Consider the following 21,738-nt stretch of genomic DNA (forward strand, 5'->3'; position numbering starts at 1 on the left):
TCGAGCACTCAAGCACTCACTCGTTAAGCGCTCGGCAACCCTTTACTAAGCGCTCAGTACGTCAGGTTCCACGAAGGCAGGCGCGTGCTGGGCTTGCCATTATCGCGCACGGTCGGCGACGTATCGGCGGGCGCGCTCATCTGATAACGCGTGCCGAAGTTCGAGCGCACGTCGATTTCAACCGGTTTGCCTTTGTCGCGATACTCGGTGATTTCAGTGCCGTTCGTGCTTTCTTCGTGGTAGCTCGGCAGGCGCGGCGGCGAAATTTCGACCTTCGAGGTGACTTGTGCGGCGGGCCGGTTGATGGCCTTCAGGTCCGGCAGTCCGGCATTCTCTTCAGGCGACATGACATGCGCCGGAGGAGCATCCGTCGCGACGGCCGATTGCGCGTAGGCGCCCATGCTGGCTGCGGCGAGAATGGCCGCGATGGCGACAGATTGAAGCGGCTTCATGATGTTTCTCCAGATGAGTGCCCGGATTTTAGCAAAACGCACTCGCTAAAGGGACACTAAAGGGACGTTAAGGCCCTAGCAAAAGTCTTATTTTGCGCTGGTTTCATTGAAAGCGTGTTGGCGCGGTGGAACGTGTTGAAGAAACGCATCGCCGGGAGGGGTGTTCATGGGCATGTGGTTCTTCCGTGTTAATGTCGATTCATCACAAGAGCGCAGAAGATCATGACAAACGACCGGACTCAAGCAAGCCATTCCACGCCTGCCAACAATTTCCCCACGGAGTCCTTCGACGACCCCGTGGCCGCGGTCGCGCGGGTATCGGCAATCTACGAAGCCAACACCTCTTTCCTGCGCGACGCGTTCGCGCGCTATAGAAAGCATGAACCTTTTTCACATCGCGTGCGGGCGTGTTATCCGTTCGTGCGCGTGCGTACCGAGTTGAATACGCAAATCGATTCACGCCGTTCATATGGCTTTGTCGCGGGGCCGGGCATATTCGAAACCACGCTGACGCGGCCGGATTTATTCGGCCATTATTATCGCGAGCAATTGCGGTTACTGACCAAGAATCATCACGTTGGCATTGAGGTGGGTGTGTCGGCGCAACCCGTGCCCATTCACTTCGCGTTTGCGGAAGGCATTCATCTGGAAGGCGACCTGGACCGTGACCGGCTGCTCGCCATGCGCAATATCTTCGATATGCCCGATCTCGCATTGCTCGACGACCGCATTGTGAACGGCACGTATGAGCCGGCTCCGGGCGAACCGCATCCGCTCGCCTTGTTCACGGCGGCGCGGGTGGATTTCTCTTTGCATCGGCTGAAGCATTACACCGCGACTTCGCCTACGCATTTCCAGAACTATGTGCTTTATACGAACTACCAGTTTTATATCGATGAATTCGTGAAGCTCGGGCGCAAGATCATGTCCCGCGCGGATGATGAAGAAACACGCGCGTATAGAAGCGAATATACGTCGTTCGTGGAACCCGGCGACGTGATCACGGGCAATGAGAACCTTGGTGATTCGCAAGAGGAGCAGCAGGGCGTCGCCCCTCCTCGCTTGCCGCAAATGCCCGCCTATCATCTGAAACGTGCCGATGGCAGCGGCATCACCATGGTCAATATTGGCGTGGGGCCGTCGAATGCGAAGACGATCACGGACCATATCGCGGTACTTCGGCCGCATGCGTGGATCATGCTTGGGCATTGCGCGGGATTAAGGAATACGCAACGTCTGGGCGACTATGTATTGGCGCATGGTTATGTGCGTGAGGACCACGTGCTCGACGCAGACTTGCCGCTCTGGATTCCGATTCCCGCATTGGCTGAAGTTCAGGTCGCGCTGGAGAAAGCGGTCGCGCAAGTGACGAAACTCGAAGGCGTGGATCTGAAGCACGTCATGCGCACGGGAACCGTGGCGAGCGTGGATAACCGTAATTGGGAGTTACGCGATCACCGCGAGCCGGTACAGCGTTTGTCGCAAAGCCGCGCCATTGCGCTCGATATGGAAAGCGCAACCATTGCTGCCAATGGATTTCGGTTTCGCGTGCCTTACGGAACCTTGCTTTGCGTCTCCGATAAACCTTTGCACGGCGAATTGAAATTGCCAGGCATGGCGGACCAGTTTTATCGCGCGCAAGTGGATCAGCATTTGCAGATCGGCGTCAAGGCGATGGAGTTGCTGCGAATGAACGGGCTATCGAAACTACACAGCCGGAAGTTGCGAGGGTTTGCGGAAGTTGCATTCCAGTAACGCATTCCAAGAACGCAAAAAAGCGGCTCCGAAAGGAGCCGCTGATTGAGCGCTTACGTTATCGAATCCGCGATCAAACCATCAAAGATAGAACATCCGGTCTTCGTCCGACTTGCCTTCGGCCGGCTGTTCTTCCGCGGTCTCGCGGTCTTCGTAGAACTGGAGCACCGCTTCCAGCACCTGATCCGGATCGTCGATCACCTGCATGAGGTCGAGATCCTTCGCGCTGATCACGCCGGTCGGGATCAGCGTGTTGCGGAACCACGAGAGCAAGCCTTCCCAGAACTCGGCGCCCACCAGCACAATGGGCACATGCCGCGACTTCTTGGTCTGGATCAGCGTCAGCACTTCGGCCATTTCATCAAGCGTACCAAAGCCGCCCGGCATGACCACCACCGCGTCCGAATTCTTCACGAACGTGACCTTGCGCGTGAAGAAATGCCGGAAGCGCAGCGAGATATCCTGCCACTGGTTGCCCGACTGCTCGTGCGGCAACTCTATGTTGAGCCCCACCGACGGCGACTTTCCCGCATGGGCGCCCTTGTTGGCCGCCTCCATGATGCCGGGGCCACCGCCGGAGATGACGGCGAAGCCGGCGTCAGAGAATTTCTGCGCGATTTCCATGGTGAGCTTGTAATACGGCGACTCCGGTTTCAGGCGCGCCGAACCATAGATGCTGATGGCAGGGCGAATCTCCGACAGGTACTCGGTCGCCTCGATAAACTCTGCCATAATCGTAAACATCTGCCACGATGCGCGGGCCTTCTTGGCCGTCGCGCGCTCTTGATCTGCGAGCGATCGCAGACTCGGAATCACTTTTCTTTTGTTCATAATGCCTGAAGAACTTAATCTTGAAGGTAAGACCCTGCTATTGGTCGACGGATCCAGCTATCTCTATCGGGCCTACCACGCCATGCCGGATTTACGCGGCCCTGACGGCGGTCCAACCGGCGCGTTGTATGGAATGGTCAACATGCTGCGGCGGTTGCGAAAAGACATCAACGCAGAGTATAGCGCGTGCGTATTCGACGCCAAAGGCAAGACATTTCGTGACGACTGGTATCCAGATTACAAGGCAAACCGGGCGTCCATGCCCGAGGACCTCTCGAAACAGATAGAGCCCATCCACGTGATCGTGCGAGCGCTCGGCTGGCCGCTTGTAATGATCGAAGGCGTGGAGGCCGACGACGTCATTGGCACGCTTGCGGTTGCCGCCGAAAAGCGCGGCATGAACGTGGTCGTGTCGACCGGGGACAAGGATCTGGCGCAGCTTGTGACGGATCATGTCACCCTCATCAATACGATGTCCAACGAGACGCTCGATCGCGCCGGGGTGCTGAATAAGTTCGGCGTGCCGCCGGAGCGGATCGTCGACTATCTCTCGCTCATCGGCGATACGGTCGATAACGTACCGGGTGTCGAAAAATGCGGGCCGAAGACGGCGTTAAAGTGGCTTGCACAATACGAAACCCTTGATGGCATCGTGGCACACGCGGACGAGATAAAAGGTGCGGTGGGAGACAATCTGCGCAAGGCTTTACCGTTCCTCCCCATGGCGAAAAAGCTCGTTACCGTACAGACGGAATGCGACCTGACGGAGCAGATCGTGTCGATCGAGGAAACGCTTCCGGCGCGGCCCGAGGCCCGCGACGAATTGCGCGACCTGTTCACGCGCCACGGTTTCAAGACCTGGCTGCGGGAAGTGGAGATTGCGGACGCGGTGGAAGGTCCGGTCGACACGCCACCCGCGCCGGCCACGGAAATGGAGCGGCATTACGACACCGTGCAGACGTGGGAACAATTCGACGAATGGCTCGCGCGCATCAACGCCGCCGAGCTGACTTCCTTCGATACCGAAACGACCGCGCTCGACCCAATGCTCGCGCAACTGGTCGGGTTGTCCGTGTCGGTCGAGCCGGGGCATGCGGCTTATATTCCGGTCGCGCATCGCGGACCGGACGCGCCCCTGCAGTTGCCGCGCGACGAAGTCCTGCAAAAGCTTAAATCGTGGCTTGAGGATCCGTCGAAGAAGAAGGTCGGCCAGCATATGAAATACGACGAGCAAGTGCTGGCGAACTACGGTATCGAATTGAACGGCGTCGAGCACGACACGCTGTTGCAGTCGTATGTGCTGGAGTCGCATCGGCCGCACGACATGGACAATCTCGCGCTGCGGCATCTGGGCGCGAAGACTATCAAGTACGAAGAGGTGGCGGGCAAGGGCGCATCGCAGATCGGCTTCGACGAAGTGGCGCTGGAGCAGGCCGCGCCCTATGCAGCGGAAGACGCGGACATCACGTTGCGGCTGCATCAGGCGCTTTATCCGCAACTCGCCGATGAAGCGCAATTGCTCTACGTGTATCGCGATATTGAAATGCCGACGTCGCGCGTATTGCGCAAGATGGAGCGCAATGGCGTGCTGATCGACGGCGAATTGCTGCGTGTGCAAAGCGGCCAGATCGCCACGCGTTTGATCCAGCTCGAAGCCGAGGCGTACATGCTCGCGGGCGGCGAATTCAATCTTGGTTCGCCGAAACAGATCGGCCAGATCTTCTTCGAGAAACTGCAATTGCCGGTGGTCAAGAAGACGCCGAGCGGCGCGCCTTCCACCGACGAGGAAGTGCTGCAGAAGCTCGCCGAAGATTATCCGCTGCCGAAGATCTTGTTGGAACATCGCGGGTTATCGAAGCTGAAGTCTACTTACACCGACAAGCTGCCGCGCATGGTCAACGCCAAGACCGGCCGCGTGCATACGAACTATGCGCAGGCCGTGGCGGTGACGGGGCGGTTGTCGTCGAATGAGCCGAACTTGCAGAACATCCCTGTGCGGACCGCTGAAGGCCGGCGGATTCGCGAGGCGTTCATTGCGCCGCCGGGAGCCAAGATTGTTTCGGCGGATTACTCGCAGATCGAGTTGCGGATCATGGCGCATATCTCCGGCGATCCCTCGCTCATGCGCTCGTTCGCCGAAGGCGAAGACGTGCATCGGGCGACTGCCTCGGAGATTTTCGGCATCACGCCTATCGAAGTGTCGAACGATCAGCGGCGCATCGCGAAGGTCATCAACTTTGGCTTGATCTATGGCATGAGCGCGTTTGGATTGGCGTCGAATATCGGCATTTCGCGCGATGCGGCGAAGCTTTATATCGACCGGTATTTTCAGCGCTATCCGGGGGTCGCCAACTACATGGAAGAAACGCGCACGAAGGCGAAGCGCGATGGTTTTGTGGAGACCGTGTTCGGACGGCGCTTGTGGCTGCCCGAGATCAACGGCGGCAGCGGACCGCGCCGGCAAGGCGCCGAGCGTGCCGCTATCAATGCGCCCATGCAAGGCACCGCTGCCGACCTCATCAAGCTCTCCATGATCGCGGTGCAGGACTGGCTGGAAGCATCGAAGATTGAAAGCAAGATGATCATGCAGGTCCACGATGAGCTCGTGCTCGAAGTGCCCGAAGGCGAATTGGCGGAAGTCCGCAAGCGCCTGCCGGAGTTGATGTGCGGCGTTGCCAAACTGAAGGTGCCGCTGGTGGCGGAAGTTGGCGTGGGCAATAACTGGGAAGAGGCACACTGAAGGCGCGTTGAGCGTGCCGGGTGGTCCATCCAGCTAGTTTTGATTGATGTCATAGGGGAGTTTGAATGCACCGTTTCATCATCGTCGGCGGCGGAGCGGGCGGGCTTGAACTGGCCACGCGTCTTGGCGACAAGTTCGGCAGCGCCGACGGCAAACGCGAGCCGCGTGCGCAAGTCACGCTGATCGACCGCAATTCCACGCACATCTGGAAGCCGTTGCTGCACGAGGTCGCGGCCGGCAGCATGGACCCGTTTTCGCAGGAATTGCCGTATGCCGCGCAGGCGCGCTGGCATGGTTTCGAATTCCAGCAGGGCGATCTGCTCGGCATCGACCGCACGGCCAAACGCGTCACGCTCGGCCCCCTTCTAGACGATGAAGCCGGCGAGTTGATGCCGCAGCGCGATCTCGAATACGACACGTTGATTGTGGCGATCGGCAGCACGACGGCTTTTTTCGGCGTTCAGGGCGCGCAAGAAAATTCGCTCGCCCTCGATACCGTCGATCAGGCCGAGTTGTTCCGCAAACGGCTGATCGCGGCGTGTATTCGAGCGGAGTATCGGACGCCGGAGCCGGACGCGACCGGCGCTTCCAATGCCGGGCCAAGGCAGCCGCGGATCCAGGTGGCGATTGTCGGCGGCGGGGCGACGGGCGTGGAGTTATCGGCGGAATTGCGCAACACGGCGCAAGTGCTGCACGCTTACGGGTTGCACAAGCTCGATCCGAAACACGATATCGGCATTGTGCTGATTGAAGCCGGGCCGCGCATTCTCCCCGCGCTGCCCGAGCGCGTGTCCACCGCAACCGCCGACTTGCTGGACAAGCTTGGCGTCGCGCTGATGACCAGCGAGACGGTGGCCGAAGTGTCGCGCGGGTTTATCCGCACGGCGAGCGGCAAGACTATCGCGGCGGATCTGACCGTGTGGGCGGCCGGTATTCGCGCGCCGGGCGTGCTCGCGAAACTCGACGGCTTGGCCACCAACCGGATCGGGCAGTTGATCGTGCGCCGCACGCTGCAAACCGAAACCGATGACAACATTTTCGCTCTCGGCGATTGCGCCGCGTGTCCGTGGCCCGGCGGCGAGAAGGAAGGACGTAACGTGCCGCCGCGTGCGCAGGCCGCGCATCAGCAGGCAAGTTTCCTGCTGAAATCGCTGGAGCGCCGGCTTGAAGACAAGCCGTTACCCGACTACACGTATCGCGACTTTGGATCGCTGGTGTCGCTCGGGCATTTCAGCGCGGTCGGGAGTCTGATGGGCGGGTTGATCGGCGGCAACATGCTGATTGAAGGGCTGTTCGCGCGTTTCATGTATCAGTCGCTGTACCGCATGCATATTGCGGCGCTGCATGGCTGGGCGCGCATGGCGCTTGATACCGTCGCGCACTGGCTGCGGCGCTCCACCGCGCCGCGCGTCAAGCTGCATTGAGGCTGTTTAGAATGGGCAACCACCTTGAAGCGCAGTGCGCGCTTCAAGGCCGGCTGCCGTGTAGTGATCGCGTAGTCGTTGCCGTGCTTTCGGCTTGGCGGCCGGTAGCGCGGCGTTCCCGTACCGGACGTCTGGTTCGCTAGCATCGTGTGCCAGTGGTCCTTCGCGGCCCATGCCGCTGGAGCTTTGCATGCTTACGCCTGAAATCGACAGCCTCGTTCCGCATGTCCCGTTCAACCGGCGCACGTTTATCAAGGCCGCGGTCGGCAGCGGTTTTGCCGCCTGCGTGATGCCGGTGTCCGCGCAAACCATCATTACCGATAGCAACGGTCTGGAAGCCGGTCCGGTCGGCTTCAAGGCCGCCGACGGCACGCTCGTGCCCGCGTACCGGGCGCAGCCTGAAGGCAAGACGCACTTGCCGGTGATCATCGTGATTCACGAGATTTTCGGCGTGCACGAGCATATTGCCGATGTCTGCCGGCGCTTCGCCAAACTCGGTTATCTGGCCGTCGCGCCTGATCTTTATGTGCGCGAAGGCGATGCGTCGAAATTCACGTCGATGCAGCAGTTGAACGATCAACTCGTCTCCAAAGTACCGGATGACCAGGTGCTCTCCGATATCGACTCGACCGTCGCCTGGGCGGGCGAACATGGCGGCGATTTGAATCGGCTGGGGATCACCGGTTTTTGCTGGGGCGGCCGGATCACGTGGCTTTATACCGAGCGCAATCCCCGCCTCAAAGCGGCGGTGGTCTGGTACGGGCGCGTGGTGGGGCTCAAGACGCCGAACAATCCGGCGAATCCGCTCGACCTCGCGTCAAACTTGAAAGCGCCGGTGCTTGGTCTGTTCGGCAAGCTCGATCCAAGCATTCCACAGGACTCGCTTGAGCAGATGAAGCAGGCAATAGCCACGGGGCCGGCGGTCGCGCGCGGCTCGCAAATTGTGGTCTATGACGACGCGCCGCATGCGTTTTTCGCGGATTATCGGCCGAGTTACCGGAAAGCCGATGCGGAAGATGGCTGGAAGCGCACGCTGGCGTGGTTCAGGGAGCACGGGGTGAAATGAGCGGGAAGGAGGACGTTGCCGCCGCAATCCTGTCTGTTTCAAACACCGCATGTGAAGTTGGCCGCGCCGCCGTTTTGTCCAGCGCGGCGCGTGATTCCTGCAATGGGCGGTGAGGGGCCGCCCATTTATGCCGTTGCGCCTTCCTCCGCTCCTGGCAGAGCAACAGTCCCAAGTTCTTGCGATGAGCGATGAGCGAAGAGCGAGCCTCTCACTTATACCGCTGCGCGTTCTTTCACTCCCGGCAGAGCTAAGATCTCACGCAGCCGCGCCGGCAGCCACCGGTCGCGATGCATCCGCACACCATTCGCTCCACGATCCCCCATAAAGCGCCGCGCCATGCAGGCCGGCGATTTCCATAGCCAGTGCGTTGTGGCAGGCCGTCACGCCCGAGCCGCATTGCAGCACCACCCGATCCGGCGACGTCGCCCCAAGCAGCCCGCTAAATGCCTCGCGCAGTTCGTGCGCGGTCTTGAAGCGGCCATCGGCGTTCAGGTTGTCCTTGAAAAAGCGATTCAGCGCGCCCGGAATATGGCCGCCGACCGGATCGAGCGTCTCGTTCTCTCCGCGATACCGGTCCGCCGAGCGGGCATCGATCAGCACACGCTCGTGCGTGGTCAGGTTGCGCATGACGGCGTCGACATCGAACGTGACGGCCAGCGGCGCGCCGGCCTTGAACGTGCCTTCGGACTCGGGTGGGGTGGCTGTATCGAGGGGCTGGCCGGCCGCTTGCCATGCGTTGAGGCCGCCGTCGAGCAGCGCGACGGAATCGTGGCCGAGCCAGCGCAACAGCCACCACAGACGTGCCGCGTACATCCCGCCCTGGGCGTCGTAGGTCACGACTTGCTGGCCTTCTTTCAGGCCCAGGCGCTTGAGCGTGGCGACCAGCGCCGCGCGTTCCGGCAACGGGTGGCGGCCGTTCTTGCCGGTCTTTGCACCCGACAAATCGCGATCGAGATGCAGATAATGCGCGCCCGGAATATGTCCCGCTGCGTAAGCGGCTTGCCCGGCTTCGGGCGCGGCAAGGTCGAAGCGGCAATCGACGATAAGCACGCTGCCGGGCGCGGCGGCGAGGCGTTCGACAAGATTGGTCGCGGAAATAAGCGTGGTGTGGTGCGTGTGCGGCATGACAGCTCCCGGAGCGAACGCGCGGCTTGGTGGGCCGAGGGACGGCGCGTTGCGGTAGTTAAGTTTCAAGTCTAAACAAAAAAGACCAAGGATTGAGCACATCGTCAATGTTTGTCGTTGCTGGTCAGACGGTACGGCTTGCTCTTGACGCCACTCCCCGCCACTTCGCCCGGCGCGCGTTCGGGGTAATACAAAAAATCGTCACTGAATTAGGACATTTCGTGTATCGAGGCCCCGTCCTTCGCCGCCAGTATCAATCACCGCGCAACTGTTCCGGCGCGGGCAATCCATACGCGTAACTCGTTTTACACCGGACATGCCCCGGGTCGAGCGCGCTATCCCACGTTACGCAACGAGCCGAAAACCAAGGATTGCAAATGGCGACAAAATCACCCGGTGTTCTCACCCCGCGCGTTATAAACTCCGGCTCAATGAGCAACCACGAACAATTCCACGTCGTCTACGACGGCCCGGCGCTCGACGAGCACCGGATGAATATCCGCGACCTCGCGCCCGCGCTCGTCGCCATTGCCGATTTGTTCTCGGCGGCCAATACCGAGCTCAACGGCAATTCGGCGGATGTACGCGTCGAGGTCAAAGGCAACTTCAAATCAGGTTCTTTCCAGATCGAATTGATCTTCACGCAGGCGCTGCTCGTTCAACTGCGTGACATGTTTGCCAGTTCGACCGCAACAGCGGTGTCCAATGCTTCGGCAATCCTGGCGGTAGTGGGTCTTGTTGGTGGCGGCGGTCTTATCGGTTTTCTCCGGCAATTGCGCGGCCGGCGCCCCGAACATATTGAAGACAACGGGGAATCCTTCAGCGTCTGGATGACGGAAACTGAAGTGATGGAGGTTTCGAGGCCGGTTTTTCGGCTTTATAAAACGAGGGCCGTGCGCGTTTTCCTGCAAAAGGCTTTGTCTCCGCTTGAGCTCGAGGGCATTACGAGCTTCGGTGTTGTCCGAGGCAACGATATCGACCTGGACATCGACAGCGCGGAACTGGCGGCGTTTGCGTTTTCGGATGAGCAAGAGGACGTGGTCTCTGATTCCACGACGAGAAAAATGCTGCTGATTGAGTCGGTGACGTTTAAAGACCAGAACAAATGGCGCGTGCACGATGGTCAGTCGGCGTTCTTTACCGCCATGGATGACAGCGAATTCCTGAAGGAAGTCAACGCAGGCGAGCGTTTCGGAAAGGGCGACGTGCTTGTGGTCGATCTTCAGCAAATCCAGACCGTCGCCAACGGCATCCTACGCACCGAGTTTCGCATCCTCAAGGTCCACGAGCATCGCGCGCCGCTGCAGGCGGCATTGATCTAAGAGCTAAGAGCAGCTAAAAAAAAGCCCATCGATCCGATGGGCTTTTTTTCATGGCTTGCGTTGGTGACCGAGTGAAGCGTCCTCAAATCTCGCCCAACTGCCGCCGCAAGAACTCATGGAAGTGCTGCATCCCTGACTCCATCGGGCTCTGATACGGCCCGACTTGCGACTCGCCGCGATTCATCAGCGCGCGCCTTCCGGCGTCCATGCGCTCGGCGATCTCATCGTCCTCGCGCGCCGTTTCCATATACGCCGCCCGTTCCGCCTCGATGAAGTCACGCTCGAACAGCGCGATTTCCTCCGGGTAATAGAACTCGACGATATTCGTGGTCTTCTGCGGACCCTGCGGAATCAGCCACGACACCACGAGCACATGCGGATACCACTCGATCATGATGCCCGGGTAATACACCATCCAGATCGCGCCGAATTCGGGCGGTTTGCCGTCGCGAAAACGGAGCACTTCGTCGTGCCACTTGCGGTACGTCGGGCTACCCGGTTTTTCCAGGTTCTTGTGCACGCCAACCGTCTGAACGCTATACCAGTCGCCGAATTCCCACGTCAGGTCATCGCAGGAAACAAAGCTTCCCAGACCCGGATGGAACGGCGCGACGTGATAATCCTCGAGGTACACCTCGATAAAGCTCTTCCAGTTGTAATTGCACTCGTGCACTTCGACGTGATCGAACATGAAGCCCGAGAAGTCGAAATGTTTCGCCGTGCCGAGCTTGGCCAGATCGGCGGCAACGTCGCGTCCGCTGGACTCGAACAGCAGCCCCTGCCAGTTCTGCAAGGGCGATTTGCCGAGGTTCAGGCACGGGTTGTCGGCGAAATGCGGCGCGCCGAGCAACTGGCCGTCGAGGTCGTAGGTCCAGCGGTGCAGCGGACACACAATGTTTTCCGCTGTGCCGCGTCCGTTGAGCATGATGGCCTGACGGTGGCGGCACACGTTCGAGAGCAACTCGATTTCGTCCTGTTTATTACGGACGAGCAGCCGCCCTTCGCCTTCGCCGGGCAAAGCAAAATAACTTCCCGCCTCGGGCACCATGAGTTCATGCCCGATATAGCGAGGACCGCGTTTGAACAGCGTGTCGATTTCGCGCTTGAGAAGCGCTTCGTCAAAGTAAGCCGTGACTGGCAACTGACTGTGAATGGCGTTCAGTTGCAATGCATTGCTCAGATTGGACATTCCCACTCCCGTGAAGACGTGAAAGCAGTGAACAACCCAACCATCGAAAATTCGATTTAGGGAGCCCGCGATTATACCGAAAAGCCTCTCAATGGGGCGCTTAGGGCCTTGATTTGGGTCAATTCCCGCTGAGTAGTTCCGCACGGCGCTGCGTTTTTCATCGACTTTCGGAGATAGGCGCTGATAGCCTGAGACAGGCCACAGGCATGGGTAAGAGCACGCTGAAGGTCGGAAAAGCAGCTTTTGCCGTAGAATGTCCGACTTGTTTCCAAAAATCCGACACCACACTCACGATTCATGGCGAAGACCGCAACGCAGGAAGGCTCGGCAAGCGCGGACAACGCGCCGCTCCCGGAGAACTACGAAACGGCGCTGGCCGAACTGGAGGGGCTCGTGGCGCGCATGGAGGGCGGCGCGCTGAGCCTTGAAGAATCGCTGGCGGCTTACCGGCGCGGCGCCGCGCTAGTCGGCTTTTGCCAGCAACAACTAGAGAAGGTCGAGCAGCAAGTTCGCGTGCTCGACGGCGACACACTAAAACCGCTGCCCGCCGAGGTCCAGCGCGCCACTCAGGGCGCCGGCACAACGGCAGATAACGGGGACGACTTATGACTTTCGATCAATGGATGCGCGCGAGCCTTGACCGCGTGGAAACGGCGCTGGAGCATTACTTGCCGGGAACGGACATCGCGCCCGCCAAACTGCATGAAGCCATGCGCTACGCGGTGCTTGGCGGCGGCAAACGGGTTCGCCCGCTGTTGTGCCACGCAGCAGGTGAGTTGACCGGCGCCGGTTCGCAGCAACTGGAAGCGGCGAGCGCGGCGCTCGAGATGATTCACGTGTATTCGCTGGTGCATGACGACATGCCGGCCATGGACGACGACGCTTTGCGTCGCGGAAAACCAACGGTACACGTGCAATATGACGAAGCGACGGCATTATTAGTCGGCGACGCCCTGCAGTCGCAAGCTTTCATTGCGCTGACGACGGACAACGGCCTGAGCGCGGCGCAGCAGGCGTCGCTGACGCGCGAACTGGCGCTGGCAAGCGGTTCGATCGGCATGGCGGGCGGCCAGGCAATCGATCTGGAAAGCGTGGGCCGCAAGCTGTCGCGCCCGGAACTTGAAACCATGCATCGCAAGAAAACCGGCGCGTTGCTGCGCGCGGCCGTGCGAATGGGTGCACTCTGTGGCGAAGCGCCGGATGCAGCCGCCATGAACGCACTGGACGCCTACGCGGCTGCGGTCGGACTCGCGTTTCAGGTGGTGGACGACATTCTCGACGTCACGGCCGACTCCGCCACGCTGGGCAAAACAGCGGGCAAGGACGCGAAGGATGACAAGCCGACCTACGTGTCGATCATCGGGCTCGATGCATCGCGCGAACTGGCGGCGCAACTGGGCCGCGATGCGCACGCCGCGCTCGCGCCCTTTGGCCCGCGTGCCGGTCGGCTCGGGGAATTGGCTGACCTGGTTGTGAACCGGGTGCACTGAAACATACGATAAAACGCGGGACCGGCGGGCGTGCCTGATGCAACTTGCGGCACCTTACGCATGCTGTCTTAAGCAGCGCCGGGTAACAACCGAACGGCTTCCGCCAGTTTTCCTAAATGGGACGACGATGTACGACTTGCTGAAAACCATCGACGATCCGGCCGCCTTGCGCGCCCTGGACCGCCACGAACTAAAACCGCTGGCCGAAGAACTGCGTGCCTACGTGCTCGACAGCGTGTCGCAGACGGGCGGGCATTTGTCGTCGAATCTCGGAACGGTCGAACTGACGATCGCGCTCCATTACGTCTTCGATACCCCGCACGATCGCATTGTCTGGGACGTGGGTCATCAGACTTATCCGCACAAGATCCTGACCGGCCGTCGCGATCAGATGAAGACGCTGCGCCAGGCCGGCGGCATTTCCGGCTTCCCGCGCCGTAGCGAATCGAAATACGACACCTTCGGCACCGCGCATTCCAGCACGTCCATTTCGGCGGCGCTCGGCATGGCGATCGCCAGCAAGCTGCAGGGCGACAACCGCTATTCCATCGCGGTGATCGGCGACGGCGCGATGACCGCCGGCATGGCGTTCGAGGCCATGAACAATGCAGGCGTGGCCGACGACGTGCCGCTGCTCGTGATCCTGAACGACAACGACATGTCGATCTCGCCGCCGGTCGGCGCGTTGAATCGCCATCTGGCGCGCTTGATGTCGGGGCGTTTCTACGCGGCAGCGCGTGCCGGGGTGGAGCGCGTGCTGCGTGTCGCACCGCCCATGCTGGACCTCGCGCGCAAGCTCGAGGAACACGCGAAGGGCATGATTGTTCCGGCCACGTTGTTCGAGGAATTCGGCTTCAACTATATCGGTCCGATTGATGGACATGATCTGGAATCGCTGATTCCGACGCTGCAAAACATCAAGGAATTGCGCGGCCCGCAGTTCCTGCACGTCGTGACGAAGAAGGGGCAGGGTTACAAGCTTGCCGAAGCCGATCCGGTTCTCTACCACGGTCCCGGCAAGTTCAATCCGGCGGAAGGCATCAAGCCGTCGACGGCGCCATCGAAGAAAACTTATACGCAGGTCTTCGGCGAATGGCTGTGCGACGCTGCCGAGCAGGATTCGCGGGTCGTCGGCATCACGCCGGCCATGCGCGAAGGCTCGGGCATGGTGGAATTCGAGAAGCGTTTCCCGGATCGTTATTTCGATGTGGGTATCGCGGAACAACACGCTGTGACGTTCGCGGGCGGTCTCGCCGCCGACGGCATGCGCCCGGTTGTAGCAATCTATTCCACGTTCTTGCAGCGCGCCTACGACCAGTTGATCCATGACGTCGCGTTGCAGAACCTGCCGGTGGTATTCGCTATCGATCGGGCTGGTCTGGTGGGCGCGGACGGCGCGACGCACGCGGGTAATTACGATCTCGCGTTCCTGCGCTGCATCCCGAACATGACGGTGATGGCGGCTTCAGACGAAAACGAATGCCGTCAAATGCTGTACACCGCTTTGCAGCAGCCCAATCCGTCCGCGGTGCGTTATCCGCGCGGTGCCGGTACGGGCGTGAAGATCGTCAAGAAGATGACCGCGATTCCGCTCGGCAAGGGCGAAATTCGCCGTGAGTCCACGCAGAAAGTGGGTTCCGGCAAGCGCATCGCGATCCTTGCGTTCGGGACCATGGTCGCGCCAGCGCTGGCGGCGGCCGAGGAACTGGACGCTACGGTTGCGAACATGCGTTTCGTGAAGCCTATCGACGCCGAATTGCTGCGTGAACTCGCCGCCACCCACGACGCGCTCGTGACCGTGGAAGAAGGCGCGATCATGGGCGGCGCGGGTTCGGCATGCGTGGAAAGCCTGTTGGCGAGCGCGGTCATCAAGCCCGTGTTGCAATTGGGCTTGCCCGATGTATTTATCGATCACGGCGATCCGGTCAAGCTGCTGGCATCGTGCGGACTGGATGGCGTGGGTATCGCCAAGTCAATTCGCGAGCGCTTTCTCGATAACGTCAGTAGCACCACTAGCGCCGTCGAAACCGATGCGGGCAAGCTGACGAAACGCGTCGCCTGACGCGAAGAACGTGTGGTGAAGACGGGCGTCGGGGACGCCTGTCTGGTGGTTCATCCGTGCGCGTCAAGGTTCGCGCGACGAGATTCACGCCACGGACAAGGAAAAAGAATGAATCAGATGAATCCCGCCTTTGCGATGCCCGATGTCCAGAGTTCGCTCGACGTCAGGCAGATTCCAATCCAGCGCGTGGGCGTAAAAGCGGTTCGATATCCGCTGACCATCCGGACGTCCAGCGGCGAATTGCAGCCGGGCGTTGGCGTGTGGAATCTCGACGTTCATCTTCCCGCCGATCAAAAAGGCACGCACATGTCGCGCTTCGTCGCTTTACTCGACGAACACCGCGCGCCGCTCGACCAGGCTGCATTCCGCACCATGCTCGCGTCGATGCTGGCGAAGCTCGAGGCGCATTCGGGGCGTATCGAGGTGTCGTTTCCGTACTTCGTCATGAAGACCGCGCCGGTGTCCGGCGTGCAAAGCCTGATGGATTACGAGGTTACGTTGACCGGTGAGGTGCGTGGCGGCGAGACGCGGATATCGTTGAAAGTGCTCGTACCGGTTACTAGCCTGTGCCCGTGCTCGAAGCAGATTTCGCAGTACGGCGCGCATAACCAGCGCTCGCATGTGACTATCGCGGCGGAGCTGAAGGGCGATGTCGCGATCGAGGATTTGATCCGTATCGCGGAAGAAGAAGCCTCGTGCGAGTTGTGGGGTTTGCTGAAGCGGCCCGACGAGAAATTCGTGACCGAGCGTGCTTACGAGAACCCGAAATTCGTTGAAGACCTGGTTCGCGATGTCGCCACGCGACTGAATGCGGACGAACGAATTGTGGCGTATGTGCTGGAAGCCGAGAACTTCGAGTCGATCCACAATCACAGCGCCTACGCCGTGATCGAGCATGACAAGCGGGTTTCAGGCGCGGCTGCCTGAACGAAGTCGGGTAGCTTTTTTAGCGCTTGCAGCTACTTAAGCCTTAAGCCGCCGCCAGCGATGTCAAATCCCAACGCGGCTTCACGGTGAACGCGTAATCGCGCACGGCCTGATCAGGCCAACGCGCGAGACGCAGGGCTCCGGCGAGGGCGATCATCGCGCCGTTATCGGTACATAGCGACAAATCCGGGTAATGCACTTCGAAGCGACGCTTTTTCGCGGCGGCGGACAACGCCTCGCGCAATTGCCGGTTCGCTCCCACGCCGCCCGCCACGACCAGCCGGTTCAGGCCCGTCTGCTTTAACGCAGCGATCGACTTTGTGGTCAGCACATCGACGGCGGCATCGACGAAACCCCGCGCCAGATCCGCTTTCGATTGCTCGCAGATGTTCGCGCCAAGCTTGCGGCTGTGAGTCAGTACTGCGGTTTTTAACCCGCTGAAGCTGAAATCCAGATCGCCGGAATGCAGCATCGGGCGCGGCAGTTTAACTGCGCCGGATGTACCGAATTCGGCGAGCCGCGAGACTTCCGGGCCGCCCGGATAACCCAGGCCCAGCAATTTCGCGGTTTTGTCGAAGGCTTCGCCGGCGGCGTCGTCCAGCGTCTCGCCGAGCGTTTCATATTCGCCTACGTCGGTCACGCGCATCAATTGCGTATGGCCGCCCGACACCAATAACGCGACGAACGGAAACGGCGGCGGCTCGCTCACCAGCAGCGGCGACAGTAGATGCCCTTCGAGATGATGAATTCCGACGGTCGGCAGGTCCCACGCCATAGCCAGCGCATTGGCGATGCTCGCGCCCACCAGCAGCGCCCCGGCGAGGCCGGGGCCTTGCGTAAATGCAATAGCGTCGATATCCGTTGGCACCGTGCCGACTTCCGCCATGACTTGTTCGAGAAGAGGCAATGCCCGCCGGATGTGGTCGCGAGAGGCCAGTTCCGGCACTACGCCACCGTATTCCCGATGCATGGCGATTTGCGAATGCAGCGCGTGCGAAAGCAGGCCCCGCTCGGTGTCGTAGAGCGCAAGGCCGGTTTCGTCGCAGGAACTTTCGATGCCTAGAACAAGCATGGGGCAGAGGTGTTTGGATTAACAGATGAGTATAGCAGTGGGCGGGTTTGGCTTCGCTTCACCCAATGGCGTTTGCTTTTGGACGGTAGTGGAGGTGGACGCCGTGGTCCACGCACCGCGACCCGCGCACTGCGGCGAACCGTGAACCACGGCCCGCACTCCACCCCTTCGAACCCAGGCACACCAACCGTTACAATGCGCGCCATGGAAACTTACGATATCGCAGTCATCGGAGCGGGCGCCGCGGGCATGATGTGCGCCGCGGTAGCCGCGCAAAACGGCCGCCGGGTGGTCCTGATCGACCATGCCGAACGGCTCGCGGAAAAAATCCGCATCTCGGGCGGCGGCCGCTGCAATTTCACGAATATCAATGCCGGACCGGCCAACTTCCTGTCGGCAAATCCGCATTTTTGCCGCTCTGCGCTTGCTCGCTACACACCGCAGGATTTTCTCGCGCTGCTCAAGCGTCATCGCGTGGATTGGCATGAGAAACATAAAGGCCAGCTTTTCTGCGATGACTCCAGCGAATCGATCATCCAGCTCCTGAAAACCGAATGCGACGCGGGCGGCGTGACCTGGCGCCGGCCTGTCACCGTCGAGTCGATCCGCCACGATGGCGCCCGGTTTTTCCTCGACAGCAGCGCCGGCACGATCTCAAGCGCAGCACTCGTCGTAGCAACCGGCGGCCTGTCGATCCCGAAAATCGGCGCGACGGATTTCGCGTATCGGCTGGCGAAGCAATTCGGTCACAAGCTGATTGATACCCGTCCCGCCCTGGTGCCGTTGACCTTCGCGCCCGCCGACTGGGAGCCGTTTGCGGCGTTATCCGGATTGTCCGTGCCCGTGGAGCTCAGCGCAGGCGCTGGCCGCAGCCGTGGGGAATTCAGCGAGGATCTGCTGCTCACGCACCGCGGTTTATCGGGGCCGGGCGTGCTGCAGATTTCGAGTTACTGGAACCCGTCGGAGCCTATTTGCATCGATTTGTTGCCCGGCGTCGATGCCACCAGCGAACTGATCGCGGCCAAGCGGGAAACGCGCAAACAGGTCGGCACGTTTCTCGCCGAGCGCGTGCCGGCGAGGCTCGCCCAAACCTGGCTCGACGTGCAGCGTGTGCCCGCCGACGCCCGTCTCGCCGATCTCCCCGATAAAACGCTGCGTCAGATCGGCGAATCCCTGTCCCGCTGGACACTCACGCCGAACGGCACGGAAGGGTACCGGAAGGCTGAGGTCACGCGCGGCGGCGTGGACACCCGCGAGCTTTCATCCACGACCATGATGAGTTCGCGCGTCGCGGGTTTATATTTCATCGGCGAGGCGGTCGATGTCACTGGCTGGCTCGGCGGCTACAACTTCCAGTGGGCATGGGCTTCGGGCGTGGCGGCGGGCAAAGCGGCGGCCGAACTGGTTCGCATCTAGAACCGCAAAGGCACGACCAGTATGGCTTTCACCCGTAAGGGCGGGTATCCGTGCAAGGCCGTTTCCCCCGGGAAATCCTGATTTCGACCTGCTATACTGCTTCGTTCGTAGCGGCAATCGGCACCAAGCGGGCGCGAGCGCAAAATGAGTGAAAACCGGGCGGTGATCCATGAAGATAGAAGACGATCCCTGCCGCGAACGGCCACTCGATCCTGCCTCGGCGTCATGCCGGCCGGCTTCAAAGGTACCCGAATCACCCCGTTCATGATCCCGCTTGAGGAAACGTCCCAAGCGGGTTTTTGCTTTAGCGCCATGAACGGCTGACGTCCGCATTCTCTCAACACAGCACCAGCAGAGTTCCCAAGCGATGAGCCTCAAAGACCAGATCACCGACGACATGAAAACCGCGATGCGCGCCCGCGAAACCGATCGCCTCGGCACCATCCGGCTGCTGCTCGCGGCAATCAAGCAGCGCGAAGTCGACGAGCGCGTGACGCTGGACGACGCAGCCATCACGGCGGTCATCGACAAAATGATCAAGCAGCGCAAGGACTCGATCAGCCAGTTCCAGACGGCCGGCCGCGACGACCTCGTGGCGAAGGAGCAAGCCGAACTGGTCGTTCTGGCAGCCTACATGCCCGAGCAGATGTCCAATGAAGCCATCGACGCCGAGATTCAGGCGGCTGTGACGGCAACCGGCGCTGCCGGACCACAGGACATGGGCAAGGTGATGGGCGTGCTGAAACCGAAGCTGGCGGGCCGTGCAGATATGACCGTGGTGTCTGGGCTGGTCAAAGCGGCGCTTGCGAAATAAGCTTGCGAAATAAACCTGCAAGATGAGTTTGCCAAATAAGCCCGCTTAAGTACTTAAGAAAGTCTGATCCAGAAAACTCACTAAGTGATTCCGCATTCGTTTCTTCAGGACTTGCTGAACCGCGTCGATATCGTCGACGTGGTGGGCAAGTTCGTCCAGTTGAAGAAAGGCGGCGCGAACTTCATGGGCCTGTGCCCGTTCCATAACGAGAAGAGCCCGTCGTTCACCGTCAGCCCGACGAAGCAGTTCTATCACTGCTTTGGCTGCGGCGCGCACGGCACGGCGATCAGCTTTCTCATGGAGCACACCGGGCTTACGTTCCCCGAAGCAGTCAAGGAACTCGCCCAGTCCTGCGGCCTGACCGTGCCGCAGGAACCGTCGATGCGCGGTGGAGTTGGCGGCGTGTCGGGCGGCGAAGGCTACGCTCCCGCGCCGAGCAAAGCCGTCAGCGTTGCGTTGACCGAAGTCATGCAGACCGCCTGCGAGTTCTATCGCAAGCAATTACGCGGCGCGCCCAACGCTATCGAATATTTGAAAAAGCGCGGCCTGACGGGCGAAATCGCGTTGCGCTTCGGGCTCGGCTACGCGCCGGACGGCTGGCAGAGCCTCGAAGCGGCATTCCCCGATTACAAGAACGACAACCTGGTGGAAGCGGGTCTGGTGATCGTCAGCGAGAAAAGCGACAACCAGGGCCAGTCTCGCCGATACGACCGCTTCCGCGAACGCGTCATGTTCCCTATCCGGAACGTGAAGGGCAATGTGATCGGCTTTGGCGGGCGCGTGCTCGACGGCGGCGAGCCGAAGTACCTGAATTCGCCCGAAACACCGCTGTTCAGCAAGGGCAGCGAGTTATACGGCCTTTTCGAAGCGCGGCTGGCCATTCGTGAACTCGGATACGCGCTGGTCGTCGAAGGGTATATGGACGTTGTTGCGCTGGCGCAATTGGGTTTTGCGAACGCGGTTGCTACGCTGGGTACGGCTTGCACGCCGGTTCACGTACAGAAGTTGTTTCGTCAGACAGATACCGTCGTGTTCAGTTTCGATGGTGACTCCGCCGGCCGCCGCGCCGCGCGCCGCGCACTGGACGCCTGCCTGCCGCATGCCGCCGACAACCGCACGATCCGCTTCCTGTTCCTGCCGAAGGAACATGACCCGGACAGTTACGTGCGTGAATTCGGCACTGACGGTTTCGGCGAGCAGGTTGACCGCGCGATGCCGCTGTCGCAATTCCTGTTGAACGAAGTCCTGAACGACAAGGAACTCGATCAGCCGGAAGGCCGCGCCAAGGCGCTTTTCGACGCCAAGCCGCTGCTTCAGGCGTTACCGGCGAACGCGTTGCGCGTGCAGATCCTGCACATGCTGGCCGATCGGCTGAATACACCGTTTGGTGAAATCGCGGCATTGTGTGACATCGACTCGCGAGCTGCCGCCGTTGCCCGCGCTGCGTTGCCGAAGAGCGAGCGTCGTCGCGTAAAGGGTCATGAGCAGCGTGCATTGCGTAATCTGGTGATGTACCCGGCCATTTACGCCACGCTCGATCACGAAAGCGAGCAGACGCTGATCACCATGACCGAGCACGGCGAGTTGTTCAGCGAGGTGATCGGGCATGCGCGGGAACTGGGAGAAACGGCGGAATTCCAGATGCTGTCGGATCTGTTGCGCAACGCCGCAAATGCCCCGACTTACGAGGATATCTTCCAGGAAATTCTCGCCTATGATGAAAATGTACGGGATCTGTTGATGCGCGATCCGGCCGACGAAGGCGCCAACGAACGCGTACAGGAGCAGAAAAAGCTGCTCGCGGAAGAGTTGCATGCAACGGTTGTCAAGCTGCGTCACGACAGCTATAGGAATCGGCTGGATCAACTGGCGCAGCAATCGAGCTTGACTGCGGAAGAAATTGCCGAATTTTCGGATTTATCGGCTAAAGCTGCTCAAATTAAGGCCTTGCGCGGGGTGAGTCGGGACATTTAAGACCTACATGCTACAATTAAAGATTTTCAGCAAGTTGTTTTTTGACTTTTTGTGCTCATTTGCGAAAGAGGTGAGGCAC

17 protein-coding genes are annotated in these 21,738 nt (G+C 60.4%); 12 read left to right on the forward strand and 5 right to left on the reverse strand.

Annotated elements, in window-relative coordinates; genetic code table 11:
* Window positions 1-53: 53 nt before the first annotated feature.
* Complete coding sequence (locus tag ACSQ8V_RS19320; RefSeq protein WP_213768131.1) at window positions 54-452, reverse strand: hypothetical protein; 399 nt, start codon at window positions 450-452, stop codon at window positions 54-56.
* A 222-nt stretch (window positions 453-674) separates the two neighbouring features.
* Here ACSQ8V_RS19320 and ACSQ8V_RS19325 point away from each other — a divergent pair, with 222 nt between their 5' ends.
* Window positions 675-2,207 carry an AMP nucleosidase gene (locus ACSQ8V_RS19325; protein ID WP_213768132.1) on the forward strand — a complete coding sequence of 511 codons (1,533 nt, stop codon included), beginning with the start codon at window positions 675-677 and terminating at the stop codon, window positions 2,205-2,207.
* Between the two features lie 81 nt (window positions 2,208-2,288).
* On the opposite strand, the gene ACSQ8V_RS19330 is transcribed toward ACSQ8V_RS19325, so the two are convergent.
* Entirely contained in the window at window positions 2,289-3,038 is a 750-nt protein-coding gene (locus ACSQ8V_RS19330) for a TIGR00730 family Rossman fold protein (RefSeq protein ID WP_089160369.1), read from the reverse strand.
* Window position 3,039: 1 nt separating this feature from the next.
* Here ACSQ8V_RS19330 and polA point away from each other — a divergent pair, with 1 nt between their 5' ends.
* The 3 genes from polA to ACSQ8V_RS19345 all read left to right on the forward strand — a co-directional run bounded on the left by polA (window position 3,040) and on the right by ACSQ8V_RS19345 (window position 8,268).
* A complete protein-coding gene (gene polA / locus ACSQ8V_RS19335; protein WP_436206789.1) occupies window positions 3,040-5,778 on the forward strand; it encodes a DNA polymerase I in 2,739 nt (912 codons plus the stop codon).
* Between the two features lie 65 nt (window positions 5,779-5,843).
* Entirely contained in the window at window positions 5,844-7,202 is a 1,359-nt protein-coding gene (locus ACSQ8V_RS19340; protein WP_213768134.1) for an NAD(P)/FAD-dependent oxidoreductase, read from the forward strand.
* 190 nt (window positions 7,203-7,392) lie between these two features.
* Window positions 7,393-8,268, forward strand: a complete 876-nt coding sequence (locus tag ACSQ8V_RS19345) for a dienelactone hydrolase family protein (RefSeq protein ID WP_436206790.1) — start codon at window positions 7,393-7,395, stop codon at window positions 8,266-8,268.
* Between the two features lie 255 nt (window positions 8,269-8,523).
* Here ACSQ8V_RS19345 and ACSQ8V_RS19350 read toward each other — a convergent pair whose 3' ends face one another.
* Window positions 8,524-9,393, reverse strand: coding sequence for a sulfurtransferase (locus tag ACSQ8V_RS19350; RefSeq protein WP_436206791.1), 870 nt, complete (start codon window positions 9,391-9,393; stop codon window positions 8,524-8,526).
* A 431-nt stretch (window positions 9,394-9,824) separates the two neighbouring features.
* Between ACSQ8V_RS19350 and ACSQ8V_RS19355 the strand changes: the two genes are divergently transcribed.
* Window positions 9,825-10,715, forward strand: coding sequence for a hypothetical protein (locus ACSQ8V_RS19355; RefSeq protein ID WP_436206792.1), 891 nt, complete (start codon window positions 9,825-9,827; stop codon window positions 10,713-10,715).
* Window positions 10,716-10,797: 82 nt separating this feature from the next.
* Here the strand turns inward: ACSQ8V_RS19355 and ACSQ8V_RS19360 are convergent, their stop codons facing one another.
* Entirely contained in the window at window positions 10,798-11,904 is a 1,107-nt protein-coding gene (locus ACSQ8V_RS19360; protein ID WP_436183348.1) for an aromatic ring-hydroxylating oxygenase subunit alpha, read from the reverse strand.
* A gap of 297 nt (window positions 11,905-12,201) precedes the next feature.
* Here ACSQ8V_RS19360 and ACSQ8V_RS19365 point away from each other — a divergent pair, with 297 nt between their 5' ends.
* From ACSQ8V_RS19365 to folE2, 4 genes are all read left to right on the forward strand, one after another.
* Window positions 12,202-12,513: an exodeoxyribonuclease VII small subunit gene (locus ACSQ8V_RS19365; protein ID WP_158935703.1), complete on the forward strand. Its 312-nt coding sequence runs from the start codon at window positions 12,202-12,204 to the stop codon at window positions 12,511-12,513.
* Window positions 12,510-13,394, forward strand: a complete 885-nt coding sequence (locus ACSQ8V_RS19370; RefSeq protein ID WP_436206793.1) for a polyprenyl synthetase family protein — start codon at window positions 12,510-12,512, stop codon at window positions 13,392-13,394. Before ACSQ8V_RS19365 ends, ACSQ8V_RS19370 begins: the two co-directional genes overlap by 4 nt.
* A 127-nt stretch (window positions 13,395-13,521) precedes the next feature.
* Window positions 13,522-15,456, forward strand: coding sequence for a 1-deoxy-D-xylulose-5-phosphate synthase (gene dxs / locus ACSQ8V_RS19375; RefSeq protein WP_436206794.1), 1,935 nt, complete (start codon window positions 13,522-13,524; stop codon window positions 15,454-15,456).
* 108 nt (window positions 15,457-15,564) lie between these two features.
* On the forward strand, window positions 15,565-16,383 hold the full coding sequence (gene folE2 / locus ACSQ8V_RS19380; RefSeq protein WP_436206795.1) for a GTP cyclohydrolase FolE2: 819 nt from the start codon (window positions 15,565-15,567) through the stop codon (window positions 16,381-16,383).
* Window positions 16,384-16,426: 43 nt separating this feature from the next.
* Here the strand turns inward: folE2 and tsaD are convergent, their stop codons facing one another.
* Complete coding sequence (gene tsaD / locus ACSQ8V_RS19385; RefSeq protein ID WP_436206796.1) at window positions 16,427-17,455, reverse strand: tRNA (adenosine(37)-N6)-threonylcarbamoyltransferase complex transferase subunit TsaD; 1,029 nt, start codon at window positions 17,453-17,455, stop codon at window positions 16,427-16,429.
* Window positions 17,456-17,659: 204 nt separating this feature from the next.
* Between tsaD and ACSQ8V_RS19390 the strand changes: the two genes are divergently transcribed.
* The 3 genes from ACSQ8V_RS19390 to dnaG all read left to right on the forward strand — a co-directional run bounded on the left by ACSQ8V_RS19390 (window position 17,660) and on the right by dnaG (window position 21,659).
* Complete coding sequence (locus ACSQ8V_RS19390) at window positions 17,660-18,871, forward strand: NAD(P)/FAD-dependent oxidoreductase (RefSeq protein WP_436206797.1); 1,212 nt, start codon at window positions 17,660-17,662, stop codon at window positions 18,869-18,871.
* Window positions 18,872-19,238: 367 nt separating this feature from the next.
* Window positions 19,239-19,685 (forward strand): GatB/YqeY domain-containing protein, encoded by a 447-nt coding sequence (locus ACSQ8V_RS19395; protein WP_436206798.1) that lies wholly within the window; start codon window positions 19,239-19,241, stop codon window positions 19,683-19,685.
* A gap of 84 nt (window positions 19,686-19,769) precedes the next feature.
* Window positions 19,770-21,659: a DNA primase gene (dnaG, locus tag ACSQ8V_RS19400; RefSeq protein ID WP_436183354.1), complete on the forward strand. Its 1,890-nt coding sequence runs from the start codon at window positions 19,770-19,772 to the stop codon at window positions 21,657-21,659.
* Window positions 21,660-21,738: the final 79 nt, after the last annotated feature.

This window comes from Caballeronia sp. LjRoot31 (assembly GCF_964253885.1).
Classification (GTDB): Bacteria; Pseudomonadota; Gammaproteobacteria; order Burkholderiales; family Burkholderiaceae; genus Caballeronia.